This window comes from Bilifractor sp. LCP21S3_A7 (assembly GCF_052118825.1).
Taxonomy (GTDB): Bacteria; Bacillota; Clostridia; order Lachnospirales; family Lachnospiraceae; genus Bilifractor.
The window spans coordinates 187456-203404 of record NZ_JBQKGL010000004.1 but is presented as its reverse complement, the minus strand read 5'-3'; the positions used below and the strand labels follow the sequence as shown (position 1 = coordinate 203404).

The following is a 15949-nucleotide window of genomic DNA, read 5'->3' as shown; positions in this document are numbered from 1 at the left end:
GAATGTTTTCACATAGGGCTGTTGTTTACATGTCATTTTTTTGTTTTTTTAATTCTATACCCACCAGTACAACAGATAGCATAAACGCTGAAAAATCAGCAACAGGTCCCGCAAGCAATACTCCCATAATTCCGAAACGAAGCGGGAGCAGCAGGGTAAGCGGAATCAACACCCAAGGCGAATATTTATCTCCCATTTCATTTATTGTTTTGGGAGATATTCTCTGCCGTTGGGAGAAAATCTCTACTCCCAATTAAATTTTCCTTTCTCCCTGGACGCTGAAGAAACCCGGGCTGTCTGAATCTTTTGCTGCAGCGCATACACAAGTGAAACCGGGATACGTCAGGACAAGAACTCCGGAAGTGTCCACCCCGTTATAGCCCCTGTTCGGAAAATACACTGCATCCTCCGCCTGACTGCCCTGGAGGAGGTCCGTGGGATGCAGATCCGTTTGAACAGTCGATGTGTCAATCACAACAAAACCGTCAAGCAGACGATGAAACTGCTCCGGTGAAATCTCAGCAAGCTCTTTGGTATTTCGAGGCCACTTGAAGCTGCCGACTTCCAAGTAAGACCGCTGGTATTACACGCATGAATGATGTCAAACCACTGACTGCGTCGAACATTGGAAGTGATCTTGTCCATTAATACCCAGCCTCCTTTGGGAAAGTCAAAAAAATCCTAGATTTATTTGACTTGATCATCTCAAATATTAGCCGAGTTCAACAGGTACTGACGATTAACCGCTTACAAAAGAACTGGCTGATAATTGACTTTTCGGATACCATTGGCTATACTGTTTTTACCAAACTATACAACATCATATTCAGAGTTGTATGGTTTGCAAATGGAGGTGAGGAAATGGCGGAATCTCTGGCAGCAATCTTCGAGAAACATGGTGGAATAATGCGAACTGCAGAACTGAAGCAGGAAGGATTTTACTACAAAAAAATACAGGAGCTGCTGGCCGCAAATCAGATTGAGCAGATACGTAGAGGATATTATCAGTATGCAGGAGATAATTCTTTTTCTGATATCCCGACTCTTGCAGTTCTGTTTCCTGATGGAGTTCTTTGTATGGAAAGTGCGCTGGAGCATTACGGGTATACCGATAGAACACCATCCGCATGGCATATAGCTGTAGAAAGCACAAGTACCCGGACGCGCTTTTATATTGAATACCCGATTGTTAAGCCGCATTTTATTCGAAAAGAGCGCTATCTTATCGGAATTAGTGAAACAGAAATCGATGGGCAAAAAATAAAAGTCTATGATCGAGAACGTACGATGTGTGATCTGCTTCTTCATCGGAATAAAGTCGATGGAGAAGTTTTTAATACTGCTGTACAGAGATATGTAAGTGATCCGGAAAAATCAACCGCAAGGCTCATGAAGTATGCCAAAGAGCTGCATGTCGAGAAAAAGGTTCGGGAGGTACTGGGAATATGGCTGTAAAAAATATGACTGCATCTGTGCTGACCAGGTTAAAGAATCAGGCCAAGGCAGACAAAATATCATTTCAGATGGTTCTCCAGCTTTTTGCACAGGAGGAATTATCGAGTGTTTTCAAGCTTTTGGGCCGTTGTACTGCACGCAGCTTTTCTCTAACTGCACGTTTTATTAGAAGTCAACCTATGAGAAAAAAACTGTTTTTTTATTCTCTCTGTTTAGCACAAAAATTAGAGAAGGTCTGTGGGATGCAAATCTGTTTGAATGGTCGATGTGTCAATTACGACAAAGCCATCGAGCAGTCACGAGATACAGCCCGCATGATCATAAATCATCAGGACTGATATCCTGAATCTGAAAATCCTCATAATACATTATTTATTCTCCATAATCATCATAATAATCTTCTGCTTCTTCTTCGTCCTCGAAATCATCTTCATTATCATCGTATAAATCTTCTCCATCAGAATACTGACTCATGTTGTAGCCGTATGGATTTGTGTCTTCTGGAGCTGGTGCGGTTGTCGTGATTGTGATAGAACGCCACCATATTTCATCTGTCTGTGAATCTTCAGTAGGTTCAGGTGTGACTGTCGGTGTTTCTTCAGTAGGTTCGGGTGTGACCGTTGGTGTCTCTTCAGAAGGTTCGGGTGTGACCGTTGGTATTTCTTCAGTAGGTTCAGGCGTGGCTGTTGGCTGCTCTTTCATCGGTTCAGATGTATGGTTTTCGTATGTTTGACGATCTCCGCAAGCGGATAACAGTGAAATACTTATGGCGGTGGTTAGAAAAATTGTGAATCTTTTCATAAACAAATTCCCCTATTTGTATTAATCCTGGCAAGGGACATGCGGCATTCTGGATCATGAACGCATGTGATCCTGCATGCCTGCCATCTCAAGGACCTTCACCACCTGAATGGTTTCCTCCATCAGTTCGTCCGCTACCGCATTCTCCTTCCCGTCAATAATCTCTGCGAAGTCCGCAAATTCCTGCGTCATACGGTGCCGGACTGCAGGCGGTAAATAATCCTTTACAATGGATTTCCGCACAGTCGCGCCCGCCGCATCTGTACTGACCGACGGATTTCCCTGATCAAGCGTCTGAATCGTCAGCTTTTCCGGCACGTTCGGCTTCCCGTCTGCACGCATCCATCCCTTTTCTCCCTGGACAGTGATGAAACCCGGGCTGTCCGAGTCTTTTGCGGACGCGCATACACAGATGAAGCCGGGATACGTCAGGACAAGAACTCCGGAAGTGTCCACCCCGTTATAGCCCCTGTTTGGGAAATACGCCGCATCCTCCGGCATTCCGAACAGGCCGACACAGTAGTGAATCGTATATACCCCGAGATCGTTCACTGCCCCGCCGTACTGCGCCGGGTCAAACACGGGAGCAATCACACCGTTCAGATACGCATCATAGCTGCGGGAATACTGAGAATAATTACAGAGGACAAGCTTTGGGGCTCCAATACCGGGAAGACATTCCCGCATTTTCCGGAAGACAGCGCTGTGCAGCACAGTGACAGCCTCCAGAATGATTCGATTTTTCTCCCTGGCCAGATCGCGCAGTTCCTCCGCCTGACTGCTCTCAAGGACAAACGGTTTCTCCAGAATCACGTTCTTCCCGTGAAGCAATGCCTCCTTCGCGTAAGCATAGTGTACGCTGTTGATCAGACCGATGTATACCGTATCCGCGTCTGACTGTTCCAGGAGCATTTCGTAATCGGTATACACCTCCGGTATCCTGTATTGATCCGCGAGACTTCGCGCCTTCTCCCGGCTGTGCGCTCTTCCGAAGATGGCACGGGTATCAATGCTGCGCAAAGAATCTATTGCATAAAGAGCTTCCTGTACTATTTTTCCGGTTCCGATTATCGCCAGCTTCATATCTGTCTCTCCATATCTCCATCAAATACCGCCCATTAGTATCTCCATCCACAAGTAAAGGAAAACAAAACATAAAGAAAGACGCTCCATTCTGTTTTCATTGTGTTAATATAGAGGTCTGTGAAATCATGAGGAGGAATTATTGTGAAAAAAATACTGCCGCCTATCTGGGTCTTATCTTTGTGTTTGTATTGTGGGGGAGTCTTTACGTGGTTAGTTCGGTCGTCCTGCGATATATGCCGACCTTTGCCGTCATGTTCTGCCGTTTTACGATTGCCTTTGCTGCCCTGAGTATCATCGTGAAGACCGGAAGCCGGAAATGGAATGCCAACGGGACGGATGAACAGGGACGAAGTACCAGGATTGACGGGCAAGGGTGGAAATACGTCATTCTGATGGGCGTGTTCGGCTATGCAATCGGCGTCGGCATCCAGCTGATGGGCACCAAGTACGCAGGCTCATCAATGGCTTCGCTGATCAATTCTATGTGCCCGGTTACCATATCTCTTATGGCAGTACCGATTCTTCATGAGAAGCTCACCGGAAGTAAGATCATCGGAATCCTTCTGGCGGTATTCGGCGTTTATCTGATCCTGGGAACCGGCGGAAACATCAATCTCCCGGGCATACTGATGTCGATTGCCTCTGTTCTTCTGTGGTCTCTCGTCTCCGTTCTTACCCGTCAGGGTCTTGCGAAATACAATCCGCTCGTCATCACCAGAAATGCCATTGGAGTGGCGGCTGTTTGTGAATTCGTCTTCGCACTGATCGAACACGCTGTAACTCATTCGACGATTCACATCAACGGAGGTGTGATTGCGGGCTTATTATATCTCGGTATCCTGTGCACCGGTATTGCTTATATTCTGTGGAATCAGGGACTCGCTGTCCTTCCGGCAAGCAACTGCTCGGCACTCTACCCGATTCAGCCCCTGACCTCCACCATCATGGGTGTGATCTTCTTCCACGAAACCGTCGGTCTTTCCTTCGCCGCCGGATCCGCCTTCATCATTGTCGGCGTCCTGCTGTGCCTGCTGGGCGGCATGCTGTTCAGCCGCCGGAAAACCCCCGGTCATGTCCGGAGCTGAGCTGATTTCCGCCCCCAACCAAAAAAGGCGGAATTCCGGATTTTCCGGACGGGATACCTCCTGGCGCATCACTTCCTCGAATCCCAGTCCGGTGCGTGCCGGAAACTTCTCCATTGTGGCATTGATCCATATAGCGATAATCATCCATATAGCAGTAATGATCCGTGTAGTGGTAATGATCCGTGTAGCGGCATATCTTATTTATACGGGTATCAGCCACGCACAGCATACCGCGCAGAGAATACCGACTCCGGCGCCCGCCGCGACATCGGTCGGGTAATGCACGCCAAGATAGATTCTGGAGAACGCGATGAGCGCGGCAATCACAAGGAAGAGGATTCCTGCGGGTGCCGGAACTCGCAGCATAAATACGACTGCGCACGAAAAGGAGGCAGCAGTATGGCCAGATGGAAATGAAAGATCCTTCGGATGAGGGATCAGCGGAATCAGGACCTCATGCGTGTCATACGGACGAACCCTGTGAAAGATCGGCTTCAAAACCAGGCTGATTATGACGGCAGAGGCTGCAAGAGATGCCAGTGCTGTCTCAGCTGTCCTTTTGTACTGCGGCATAAACCACATGACCGCACAGACCGCGAACCAGAATATTCCGAGGTTGCCCAGTGCGGTCATAATCTTCCAGAAAACCGTTGCATATCTGTTTCTGAAATTGTTCTGAATCCAGAGCAGGATGTCACGGTCTGCCTGTCTCAATTTTTCCATGCATTTTCCCTCCCCGTTTTTATTAATGCCGGAGAACCGGAAAAAACTCCTCTCTCTCCAGCTTTACTTCCTGCATAGCTACATTATAAAGGCAGAATGTGTATTTTTAAAGGCACCACATGTAAACAATACGGGAATTGACGGAATGGGACGGGTCTCTCTTTGCCCAGTCTTCTTTCGTCTGCGCCTCCCCGGCAGGCGGGCTGTTTTTTTCAGAGGGGTCACAGAATGTTCATAGACTGAGCAAATCTTTATCACAAATTCAGCGTAGTATCAAAAATATAGAAACGATCAGCACAAACGTTTCTTTTTCATATTTCTGATTGAAAAAATCAGTTTTCTCCTTCCTAAGAATGACAGGAAGAGCGTGTGAAAAAACTTTTCGTTTTTTCACACGCCCTTTGTCTACAGTCTGAAATTTCTAACGCTCAATCTCCATCCGACTTATCCGGCAGGAACGGCTTAACAGCATCTGCAAGAGAATGAATATTTCTGGTTTGAATCAGGATTTTTCCATTCCCGGTAAACTTATTAACCAGTCCCTCGCCCGTTGTGAAACCGAAGGTTCCGGACGCTACCTCGATGCTGTAATTCAAACTTGCATCCCATGCTACAACATGCTCATTGTCAATGGTGATCGGCTTCACAGGTGTGCACTCCAGCTCAATAAGATCGCCGAATGCGCTGATCAGCAGATCTCCCTGTCCTTCTGTCTCCATAACAAACAGTCCGCCAGATCCTCCGAATACCGCCTGGCTGATATTCTGCTTCTGCATCTTGTAGTTTACGGAATCATCACAGGCAAAGAATGCTCCATCATTCAAACGGTACTGTTTTGCACCAACCTCAAGCTTTGCAATCTTTCCGGGAACTGAGGGGGCAATTGCAACAACGCCTTCCGGAGCCGTACCAACAACCTGCGTAATAAACATGCTCTCATTGCTGACAAGACTTCTTCCGATTGCGCCGAGAAGACCGCCGAGACCCTTCTTGCTGCTGTTCAGCTTTCCTTCAAGCTTCACATCCTGCATATAAACCATTGCGCCATTTTCAATTTTAGCGACCTCACCATTTCCGAGGTGAATTTTCGCCAGCTGAGATCCTGCATCACCGATTAATTCCAGATTCATTTCGTTACCTCCTTGTTCTATAAGAATTTAACTGTTATTGTTTATTGATGTTTAAAAATACCTGTTGTCTCATACATATACAGGAAGAATCCATCGCCCGGATCTTCATCCCCCAAGGTCTTTTCTCTCCTTGCACTGCTGTTCCTGCACACCTGACTCTTCACGATTTCTACGTGTGATTTCCTTGAACTCTTCCTCAAATTTCAAGTCTGCGACATGGTCCAGTTTACGAAGAAGCAGAAAAAGTAAAAAGTTAACAATTATCAGAACGATACCAAGTTCAGGACCTCCTGAAAACAATGCAATCACACCGAACAGAAAAAATATGATAACCAAGACGTAAAAAAGTATTTTCAGACCGATCATGACGTCTTCCCAAAGGATGCAAAGTGCCTGCCAAAGCTTTTTCAGAACGTTTTTCATGATTACCTCCCGGCATTCGTTTACTTGTCCGTCCCCTGCTCTTCATTTTTCCACCCTTCAACAATGGAAAACAGATAATGTTCATATGCTCTTTTTGCGGCAAAAAATCCTTGTCGGTGAATATGAACCTGTTCTCCCCCCTGCATGACAAAGGTCAGCAGCTCGCGGTCTATACCGCAAATTTTCGAGAGGTTAACCAGAAAGCTCTTATGACAGCGAAAAAAATATTTCTCCGAAAATTTGCTCTTCTCGTCATCCAGTTTTCCACGGAAAACCAGTTCTTCTCCGTCATCCATATGCAGACATATGTTTTTCCCTCTCTGTTCTGCGAAGAGAATACAGTCAAAAGGCACCCGTATCCTCTTGCCTCCCGCTTCACCTTCGAAATGCGGCTCAGATTCTTTCTTGTGAATAACATCCCGGATCAGGTCCCGGATATCATCCTCTTTTACAGGTTTCTCCAGATAACGGGCGGCACGAAGGCGATAGGATTCCAGCGCAAAATCCTGACTGGTTGTGGCAATCGCCGCCACCACACGTGTATCCTTTCTTCGGATCTGTTCCAGAGCGTCAATTCCGGTCATCTTTCCCAGATAGATGTCTAGTATCAGAAGATCGAATTTTCCGGGAAAGAAATGATCCAGCAGATCTTCAGCACTTTCAAACGCCTCTGCGGTAACTTTCTCTGCAGAATCCGTCACCATACCCAGAAGCCGGATACGCGATTCCTTATCATCTTCACATATACCCACCCGAAGCTGCTCCATGTGTCAACCGTTCCTTTCCAGGGCTGTTATTTGCGCAGCCAGGCAAGCCTGCTGCTTATTGTATTACATACTGCTTCCTATAGCACCAAGTCCGCTTACTACAGCACCTACAACAAACGCCGCAACAATAATGCCGATAATTCCCGCGATCACTGTGATAATTGAGATAATAGATCCGATCTTGCGAATAGCCTCATCGTTGCCTTCCTTCTTAGCTTTCCTTGAAAGAACTATTCCAACGATTCCGAGAATGACGGAGACAATCGCCGAGTAACCAAAGAAGCAGAAAATAAATCCTACAATACCGCATATTAAACTTGCTATGGCTTTCCCATGAGCGGGTGCATTCTGGTTCATAATTATTTCTCCTTTTATTTCAGCAAATTATGTTTTCCCATAATAGGAATTACCTGTTTATCAAAGTCCTAATGCATTCAGCTCTTCAACCGTGATGTCGATCAGTTTCTCCGCTGTCTTTGTATTCTTTCCGGCAATGCCTCGAAGTCCCAGCAGTCCGCCTGTAAGATCATTTAATGCCATATTGACGGCGGCGTTGCCTGCTCCTGCGATCTCCTGCTTGGAAAGCTGGAATTTGCTTGCTTTCTTTTTGCCGACGCCTAATACCGGAACAATCCAGATCTGATTTCTGCGATCCAGCGGCGGGAATGTTACGATGGTGCTGAATCCATGCTTTGTCAATGCCGGTGCTCCGGCGGAGAAGCTCTTGTCCTTAATCGCATCATAGAACTCCTCGATGGTGTACTCATTCTTTGTCTTCACTGTTTTGATTTTTACTCCTAGCATCTTTGTAACCTCCTCATAAATATATATATTATAAAAGCTCTTATTTACGCGAACAGTGAGCCGCAGCCGAATGCGAAGTATTCGTGTGCGGCGAGCGTCGCGATAGCGAGATAAAACTCGCGCAGCGTGTTTTATCTCGTTTGAGGGAACGCTTTGTCTGGTTTCAGGGAATTCAATATTCCTTGCTGCGTTCCTATCTCCTTGCTTCGATTCCATTATGTCAGAGTTAATCGGCTCTTTGTAGTACAGAAAATCGGATACAGCCGGTATAATCGGTTATTGATTATTATTTTGAGATATAATATAATTATTTATTTTGCAAATTTATTAATAGTCTGAACTTCTGTCCAGCTCCTGCCTTTTTTATCGCCTTTTCTATTGTCAAGTACCAATTTTGATTTTTTTTGTCGAGAAGCTGTACTTTTTCACACGCCGCTGTTCATGCATAATGTGTTTAAAGATATTGCAGACAACACATCATCTTTCTTCCCTAAAAAGATGATAAGGCTTTTAGTGAAATGAGACAGATCCTGAAGCCATCGTCCCACAGCAAATCTAATAAATCCGGGAATTATCCCACAATATCAGGAGGAGAAATTATGAAAAACAAACTTGTCACGATTCTTGTAACTGGTGTACTTTCCGTTTCCGTACTCGCCGGATGCGGGTCCGGCAGCAATGCATCCAGCGCATCCGGCGCATCTGCAAGCTCCGGCAGCTATACAGAAGACGCAAGCAGTTATGCAGATTCCGGCAGCTATGAAGATGTTTCCGGTGACTCCGTTGCGTCCGCAAGCGCTTCCGTGGATACTGCAAGCACTTCCTCGGACGGTACCTTCTCTCTTGGCGATATTACTGCTGATATGATTCAGACTGGCCTGTACGCAAAGGATGACAACGGAAATGAGCTTGTATTCGCTCTGTTCCAGGGACCGGATGAAAATAATTATGTAGCACTTATCACTGTGGATACAGATGGTACCGGAGACGTCCTCTGCGGACAGTACACTGCAACCCAGAAGGAATCCGGCGATGACGGAATTACGTGGACGGTACTGGACGGAACAGATGTATATACCGGTAATAGCTTCAGCATCGGATGTGTTGAGGGAGACGACGGCTCTGCTGCTTTCTATGATCAGAATGGCACTACCTACACTGCGGAGTACCTGGATGCAGATCAGACCATCACTTACTTTGGCACTGCAGTTGGTTTACTTGCGGCAAATGGTCAGTAAAAAGCCAGTTCTTTGCAGAGTCTGACCATCTCCAGGAAGACACTTTGTAAAAAAGGGCGTGTGAAAAAACGAAAAGTTTTTTCACACGCCCTCATGGCATCCAAACCCTTGCTGTTCGGCTATCCCCTTCCCACTGCCGGGCGGGGTCGGGACTTTCACCCTATAGAACGTGCGCCCGCCGGGCGCACAGAAAAGACGGCCGTCTGATTTTCTCAGACAGCCGTATCGAATGACTACTTTTTGTAATTTTCTATGAAGAATCAGTCTCCGGAAGACTTGCCCGGCAGGAATGGCTTTACTGCATCCCTGGCCTTTTTTGCTGCTGTTCAGCTTTCCGTCAAGCTTTACATCCTGTATGCATCTGATGAAGAGACTTGCCGCCCCCTGGGAAAAGCTTCTCCTAGCTCTCATAAGGAATAATAGTATCTCCGTCTACCTGCATCTCAACCGGGTCGGTATCATATTCTGTCCCGAACATATCCTCGATTTCATACATGTACAGGAAGAAACCGTCGCCCAGATCCTCATCCTCCATGACAACATCATCGGACCATGTCACCGCATCGGTGTAATACCAGATTTCCTCGTCTGTGTCGGCTTCATAAGTGGGAAGAAGGAAGACAACCTCATCTCCTTCCTCCAGCGGATGAATCCCCCTGCTTGTCATGGAATCGCCGCCTTCTTCCAGACCGTCGTAGGTGCCCAGTACCCGATAAGCTTCCTCCGTAAAATCATAGACAGCGCGCAGGTTGGTTTCTTCCCCGTTCACTTCTGCCGGAATGGAATAAAGATTATAATTGTCCGTTTCTTCTATCAGTTCTGCGTTTACCGGTTCTCCCCCGACGGTCATCCAGGTACCCCGGAAGTTATCACGGAACTGCCCGCTCTCCCAGTCTGCCTCGATATCATTGTCTTCTCCCAGATAGACAAATTCGGAAGCTGCTCCGTCCTCAGATCCGTCTGTCTCATACCACAGAAGAAAATGTACCGATTTCACCGCATCCAGCCCGGAGGTGATAAAAAGATTCAGAAACCCGTCTTCATCCAAGCTCTGTTCATATTGAATATCGAAATCGCTGCCAGTTACCGGAACCAGGTCTGACAGCTGGCTCTGCAGCTCATCCCCGGTGCCTTCCGCGTCCCCCTCCGTGGCCTCCGCGTCCTGTCCCGCAGACTGATAGGCGCTCCAGGCTTCTGTCCAGTCAACAGAATCATAATTATCTGTCACCGCCGCGATATACTGCAGGTAAGGGGTATTGTCCGAGTTCTGCACGTAACCGGAAAGCTCTTCCTCTGTGACGCTGATCGGATAAAAGACGGAAAGTCCGTTGGAATTTTCACGGCTCTGTCCGTGGGTCTCGTACACTACGGCATCTTCCACAGCAGACAGGAGCTCTGTTCCGTCGCTCTGTACAGAATCCTGCGTATTTTCCACCAGATCCGCCATGTCCACCATGTTACAGTAGCCCTCGGATTCCGTGTTTCCTCCATATGACTCTGTCCTGTCCGCGGCCCCGGCCACATCGTTCAGTGTCCGGACATCGCCTGCCGCAAGAGCCATTCCCCCGGTGTAGTCATCAAAAGCGCTGTCCAGCATGCTGATCTTTGACAGATTGACAACGGAAAGCGTTGCCTCATCTTCGCAGTCCAGCCGGATGCACTTTTCCAGAAAGGAATCGCAGATCACTTTCCCCAGCTCATCGCCTTTTAAGGCGGAATTCTCGTCCAGTGCATTCAGGATGGCCGCGTAATCCCATCCTTCCCCCGGTTCTGTCTCCTCCGAGGCAACCAGATAATAGCCAGCGCCGTCCACGGCCTTGGCCGTCTCCAGGCTAGCCATCAGACAGGCGTCAAACCCGATAAAATCAAATGTACAGGAAGCACTCCCAAGAGCGGCCTCCAGTTCCTCCAGCGTCAGGTTGTCATTCTCATAGAGCTCGTCATAGCAGACGCCTTCCGCATTCCCGCCGCCATGATCCCAGAGGATCAGCCCGTAATGCTCGCTCGGGTACTGCGATACCCCCCAGCTGATAAAGTCGGCCAGTGTGGACAGGTCGCCCATAGACGCGGATTCCGCGCTGCCAACCTCATTCAGACTTCCGTCCCGGAGCTCGTAGCGGCCAAGTTCATCCGCATCAATCCCCTCCCAGTTCCATTCCGAGGATCCGCCTGTCTCCACAATGACATTGACATCATCCGGGACAGAGGCGCTGCACATTTCTTCGATGTTCATGGAGGCCATGGCTCCCTGGCTCTCCAGGTCGGAACCGCACAGATACAGGAGCAGCGTCCATCCGGGCTGGTCGCTTCCGGCCTGCCCCGCCTGGAATTCTGCCTCAGTCCCGTCTTCTTCCGATGCATCGGCCGCCCCGTTTTCTTGTGCAGCCACATTGTCAGAATAACCCTGTACGTCCTGAGCGCTCCTGTCCTCTTCCTGTCCGCAGCCGGTAAGTCCTGTCCCGGCGGCAAGCAGAGCTGCCATAAGCAGAGCTGCGTATCTTCTTTTCATGTTCTGACTCTCCTTTAGCAGAATCCCTTTATGTCTCCTTCCACCCGTCCGCGATGGAAAAAAGGTACTGCTCATAAGCACGCTTTGCGGCAAAAAAGCCCTGCCTGTGGATATGGACGTGCTGTCCGTCTTCCATGACAAATATCAAGGATAATCAGGTCATACTTTCCCGGATAGTACGATTCCAGCAGCTCTTCTGCGCTTCCGAACGCCTCAACTTTCACCTTCTCCGCTGCTTCTGTCACCATGTCAAGGAGACGTACCCGTTCTTCTTTATCGTCTTCGCAAACTCCTACCAAAAGCTGTTCCATTCACAGGCTCCTCCTTCCCCGGCTGTCCGAACGAGATAAAACACGCTGCGCGAGTTTTATCTCGTTATCGCGACGCTCGCCGCACACGAATACTTCGCATTCGGCTGCGGCTCACTGTTCGCGTAAAAAAAAAGGACCAGGTCCGCAGCAGCGGAAAACCTGATCCTTTCAGGTAACACGGCAATCTCAGACACTGCTTCCGAGTACCGCCAGTCCTCCGATTACCGCGCCCACAACAACCACTGTAACAATGAACGCGATAATTCCTCCATGAAACCGCTTCTATTGAACTGGCTTGTATCACTTTCTGCACGTGCTGCGTATCAGGATGGGAACAGCGCCCTCCTGAATATATCTGTATTTTCGCAGAATACGGCCCCGGAGAACAGTACGGAAAAGCGGCGGCTGTCGGCAAAATCGGTTCTTGACACAAATCGTTTTATGCTGTACCACACCCATCTCTCCGATTACGCCAAACAACCCGCCTATTCCGCTTATACAGTATCTCTACGGCATAAAAAGCATGCGTCAGACGATCAAAGAGATCAATGTCAATGTTGCGTATCGCTGGTTTCTGGGTCTGGACATGTATGATAAAGTTCCGCATTTTTCTACTTTCGGCAAGAATTACACACGTCGATTTCAAGATACAGATCTTTTTGAACAGATTTTTTCACAGATCCTTTCCAAATGTTATAAATACAAGCTGGTCGATCAAATGAGATTTTTATTGATTCCACGCATGTAAAGGCAAGGGCGAATAATAAAAAGTGGAGAAAGAAGATAGCTGAACAGGAAACGTTATTCTATAGAAAGGGAAAAATAGGGCGTGGGAATCCTCTGTTTTTAGCTTTTCATTCTCTTTTTCCATCAGAATTCTGTTTCACATAATTTTTAACGATAAAACAGGCTCCAGGGGCTTGCCCCAAAGCCTGTTTGTCTACAGTCTGACTGCCGGATGTACGATATACATCCGGCAGTTTTGCGCTTTCATATGACAGTGCGGACCTGGCTGCTCCGCATGTTCCGTAATCTCAGCGGATCCGGCTGCAGGGCACACGCAGGCGCCTGTCCCGCTCTGCCCTCGCGGCATGTTCCGGCTTTCCTGTTTTTCAGGATTTCTTCCGGAACAGCTTCCGGAAGATAAGTCTTCCCAGGGGACCGCCGAAAAAGATCTGCCACGCGAGCGCCATGGGGAAGTTCATTGCGGCTGTCTGAAGCCATACACCGATGAATCCGGCCTCATGAAAATCCTTGAACAGAATCGTCGCGACCAGGCTCATCGCCGGGCACATGAGGCACACGGTCAGAGAACAGCGGATCAGCAGAATCAAAAAGGGCGGCATATTATCCGAGATGACTCTGCCTGTCAGATACATCACTGGTTTTTCCATTACAAACATTTCCAGCACAATCGCCACCGGCCACATAATCCTGAGTTCCCCGAAGGCCATGCCGAACACCGCGTCTCTCATCCCGCCGATATTCAGTGAAATGTTGTAGCAGATCATCGCATAAACCATAATAAAAGCCATGATCACAGTAAATATAAAATTCTCAAATTTGTTTTCGGGCATAAAAAAGACACTCCTTCCGATATATGACGTGTTGTTCGTTATCACTGAAGAGAGTGTGCGTTTCCAATTAAACCGTATTCTTAAATTAACTTGCCTATCATAGCATATTCTTCCCCGTCGTGTAAAGCTTTTTTAATCCCCCGTCACGTAAAATTTCTTGATTTCCCGTTTCATTAATGTCTTTTGATTTCCCGTTACATAAATGTCTTTTGATTCTCCGCTACGTAAGTTTTTTTGACTTCCCCTTGTGTATTTTTTTGCATAAAATCATTCTCCGCGTTATAATAGCTCAAACTTACTCCTATGGTTAAAGGAGACGACAGCAACTGCCCACAGCCGAAAAGCAGCGGATTTCCGCCTGCAGCAAACGAAAGGATATTATCTATGAAACCGATATCTGGTCTGAGCCGAAAGATTTTTCTGAAAATGAATCCGCCCTCTGAGGAAGACTGCCGTTCCTCCCAGGCGCGCATCCTGGATGCTCTGAAGAAAAAGGGTATTTCCGCATCATTCTCTGCCGCTGCCCTCCGTCAGCTTTACCCTTTGTGTGAGAATGCGGGCTGGGAGGTCACGGCTTCTCTCGGTTGGAACGGAGCACTGTGGGAGATTCTGTATCTGGAGGCCGGAGACACGGAGAAGAGCCATTACGGACTCGCGGTCGATCTCGGGAGCACCTCCGTTTACATGCGCGTGCTGAACTGTAAATCCGGCGAAACCATTGAAGAGGCCAGCGCATACAACCGGCAGATCGCCTTCGGCGAGGATATCCTCACCCGTATTTTCTACGCAAAGGACAACCCCGCGCATCTCGACGAGATCCGCAGAGCGACGATAAGAACTCTGACCGATCTTCTGTCCTCGCTTCGCGACAAAACCGGGATCGCGCCGTCAGAATATCTCTCAATGGTGGTATCCGGCAATATGACAATGATTCATTTTCTCATCGGCCTCGACCCCTTCTGCATCTTCCAGACCCCCTATGCCGTCCGCTCCGATGCTCCGGGATTTCTCCGCGGAACGGATCTGGATCTTCCAATCGCCGGCTATGTGTACTGTGTGCCAGGCAAGGCCAATTATCTTGGCGGAGATATCATCAGCGGCATCCTTGCGACCGGCATATATGAGGAAGACAAAATCTCCCTGTTCTTCGATGTCGGAACAAACGGAGAGCTCGCCGTCGGAAACCGCAGCTTTCTGCTCTGCGGGGCCGGCGCCGCGGGCCCCGCTCTGGAGGGTGGCGTTGTTCACACCGGTATGCGCGCCGCGCCGGGAGCCGTTGAAAGCGTGTCGCTTGTGAACGGCGAATTTCACCTGAAAACCATCGATGATAAAGTCCCCGCCGGTATCTGCGGCTCCGGCATCGTCGATCTTCTCTCCGAGCTGTTTCTAAACGGCTGGATCAACCTGCAGGGCGTGCTGCAGCCCGAGAAGAGCAGCCTCATCTCTATCCAAAAGAACCCGGACACCGGAATGGAGGAAGCTGCTGTCTGCTATTCCTCCGGTCTTTATTTCTATCAGAGCGATATTCGGGAGTTTATCAACACAAAGGCCGCTGCCGCTACGATGATCGAGTACATGCTGCACGCTTCCGGCATCCGCCTCGAAGATATTGATACGTTCTACATGGCAGGCGCCTTCGGCGCACATATACACAAGGAATCCGCGATTAACATCGGCATGTATCCCGACGTTGAGCGCGACCGCATCTGCCCTGTCGGCAATACCTCGCTCGAAGGCGCATCAAAGCTTCTCCTGAACAAGGATCTTCTGACGGATATCGATCGCATTCTGGATCTCATGTCATACGTGCAGTTCGGCGCGGTCGATAATTTTGTGGAGATGATGCAGGCGGCTTCCGCCCTCCCGCACACGGACGGAAGAAGATATCCGAGCGTCATGAAAAAGCTGAGGGAAAAGGTTCGGGAATAAGTTTAAAAAATCCATTACTTTTTTCAATAATTTCCATGTTGTTTCGCCCGGCTGATCATTAATATAATGAATAGATAGGAAACTGTTTTATAAATGGATTGGGAGGGTAGC

Annotated in this window: 18 protein-coding genes and 1 pseudogene; 6 read left to right on the top strand and 13 right to left on the bottom strand. The window is 48.3% G+C overall.

What is annotated here, in order from left to right; all coding sequences use genetic code 11:
* Positions 1–25: 25 nt before the first annotated feature.
* Positions 26–253, bottom strand: a complete 228-nt coding sequence (locus ACTQ1O_RS05300; RefSeq protein WP_441486466.1) for a hypothetical protein — start codon at positions 251–253, stop codon at positions 26–28.
* A gap of 443 nt (positions 254–696) precedes the next feature.
* Between ACTQ1O_RS05300 and ACTQ1O_RS05295 the strand changes: the two genes are divergently transcribed.
* Both ACTQ1O_RS05295 and ACTQ1O_RS05290 read left to right on the top strand, forming a co-directional pair.
* Entirely contained in the window at positions 697–1455 is a 759-nt protein-coding gene (locus ACTQ1O_RS05295; protein WP_441486409.1) for a type IV toxin-antitoxin system AbiEi family antitoxin domain-containing protein, read from the top strand.
* Positions 1446–1793: a hypothetical protein gene (locus ACTQ1O_RS05290; RefSeq protein WP_441486408.1), complete on the top strand. Its 348-nt coding sequence runs from the start codon at positions 1446–1448 to the stop codon at positions 1791–1793. Before ACTQ1O_RS05295 ends, ACTQ1O_RS05290 begins: the two co-directional genes overlap by 10 nt.
* Positions 1794–1827: 34 nt before the next feature.
* On the opposite strand, the gene ACTQ1O_RS05285 is transcribed toward ACTQ1O_RS05290, so the two are convergent.
* The gene (locus ACTQ1O_RS05285) at positions 1828–2256 is read right to left on the bottom strand and encodes a hypothetical protein (RefSeq protein ID WP_441486407.1); all 429 of its coding nucleotides are present in this window, start codon (positions 2254–2256) and stop codon (positions 1828–1830) included.
* 54 nt (positions 2257–2310) lie between these two features.
* On the bottom strand, positions 2311–3339 hold the full coding sequence (locus tag ACTQ1O_RS05280) for a Gfo/Idh/MocA family protein (RefSeq protein ID WP_441486406.1): 1029 nt from the start codon (positions 3337–3339) through the stop codon (positions 2311–2313).
* A 128-nt stretch (positions 3340–3467) separates the two neighbouring features.
* Between ACTQ1O_RS05280 and ACTQ1O_RS05275 the strand changes: the two genes are divergently transcribed.
* On the top strand, positions 3468–4427 hold the full coding sequence (locus ACTQ1O_RS05275; RefSeq protein WP_441486405.1) for a DMT family transporter: 960 nt from the start codon (positions 3468–3470) through the stop codon (positions 4425–4427).
* A gap of 201 nt (positions 4428–4628) precedes the next feature.
* On the opposite strand, the gene ACTQ1O_RS05270 is transcribed toward ACTQ1O_RS05275, so the two are convergent.
* From ACTQ1O_RS05270 to ACTQ1O_RS05245, 6 genes are all read right to left on the bottom strand, one after another.
* Complete coding sequence (locus ACTQ1O_RS05270) at positions 4629–5150, bottom strand: phosphatase PAP2 family protein (RefSeq protein WP_441486404.1); 522 nt, start codon at positions 5148–5150, stop codon at positions 4629–4631.
* Between the two features lie 428 nt (positions 5151–5578).
* The gene (locus ACTQ1O_RS05265) at positions 5579–6280 is read right to left on the bottom strand and encodes a TIGR00266 family protein (protein WP_441100884.1); all 702 of its coding nucleotides are present in this window, start codon (positions 6278–6280) and stop codon (positions 5579–5581) included.
* Between the two features lie 105 nt (positions 6281–6385).
* Complete coding sequence (locus ACTQ1O_RS05260) at positions 6386–6703, bottom strand: hypothetical protein (RefSeq protein WP_279198804.1); 318 nt, start codon at positions 6701–6703, stop codon at positions 6386–6388.
* 20 nt (positions 6704–6723) lie between these two features.
* Positions 6724–7455: a LytR/AlgR family response regulator transcription factor gene (locus ACTQ1O_RS05255; protein ID WP_441486403.1), complete on the bottom strand. Its 732-nt coding sequence runs from the start codon at positions 7453–7455 to the stop codon at positions 6724–6726.
* Positions 7456–7533: 78 nt separating this feature from the next.
* On the bottom strand, positions 7534–7827 hold the full coding sequence (locus tag ACTQ1O_RS05250; RefSeq protein WP_279198802.1) for a hypothetical protein: 294 nt from the start codon (positions 7825–7827) through the stop codon (positions 7534–7536).
* Between the two features lie 60 nt (positions 7828–7887).
* Positions 7888–8274 carry a hypothetical protein gene (locus ACTQ1O_RS05245; protein WP_279198801.1) on the bottom strand — a complete coding sequence of 129 codons (387 nt, stop codon included), beginning with the start codon at positions 8272–8274 and terminating at the stop codon, positions 7888–7890.
* 599 nt (positions 8275–8873) lie between these two features.
* Between ACTQ1O_RS05245 and ACTQ1O_RS05240 the strand changes: the two genes are divergently transcribed.
* The gene (locus tag ACTQ1O_RS05240; protein WP_441486402.1) at positions 8874–9512 is read left to right on the top strand and encodes a hypothetical protein; all 639 of its coding nucleotides are present in this window, start codon (positions 8874–8876) and stop codon (positions 9510–9512) included.
* A gap of 81 nt (positions 9513–9593) precedes the next feature.
* Here ACTQ1O_RS05240 and ACTQ1O_RS05235 read toward each other — a convergent pair whose 3' ends face one another.
* From ACTQ1O_RS05235 to ACTQ1O_RS05225, 3 genes are all read right to left on the bottom strand, one after another.
* Entirely contained in the window at positions 9594–9923 is a 330-nt protein-coding gene (locus ACTQ1O_RS05235; protein ID WP_441486401.1) for a hypothetical protein, read from the bottom strand.
* Positions 9913–12021, bottom strand: coding sequence for a clostripain-related cysteine peptidase (locus tag ACTQ1O_RS05230; RefSeq protein WP_441486400.1), 2109 nt, complete (start codon positions 12019–12021; stop codon positions 9913–9915). The genes ACTQ1O_RS05235 and ACTQ1O_RS05230 overlap by 11 nt, the downstream gene beginning before the upstream one ends.
* A 71-nt stretch (positions 12022–12092) precedes the next feature.
* Positions 12093–12332 carry a hypothetical protein gene (locus tag ACTQ1O_RS05225; RefSeq protein WP_441486399.1) on the bottom strand — a complete coding sequence of 80 codons (240 nt, stop codon included), beginning with the start codon at positions 12330–12332 and terminating at the stop codon, positions 12093–12095.
* 487 nt (positions 12333–12819) lie between these two features.
* Between ACTQ1O_RS05225 and ACTQ1O_RS05220 the strand changes: the two are divergent.
* Positions 12820–13145: pseudogene (locus ACTQ1O_RS05220) on the top strand (transposase); the annotation flags it as partial.
* A 299-nt stretch (positions 13146–13444) separates the two neighbouring features.
* Here ACTQ1O_RS05220 and ACTQ1O_RS05215 read toward each other — a convergent pair.
* Entirely contained in the window at positions 13445–13909 is a 465-nt protein-coding gene (locus tag ACTQ1O_RS05215; RefSeq protein ID WP_441486398.1) for a DUF2798 domain-containing protein, read from the bottom strand.
* Positions 13910–14293: 384 nt separating this feature from the next.
* Between ACTQ1O_RS05215 and ACTQ1O_RS05210 the strand changes: the two genes are divergently transcribed.
* Positions 14294–15838 (top strand): ASKHA domain-containing protein, encoded by a 1545-nt coding sequence (locus ACTQ1O_RS05210; protein ID WP_441486397.1) that lies wholly within the window; start codon positions 14294–14296, stop codon positions 15836–15838.
* Positions 15839–15949 lie beyond the last annotated feature (111 nt).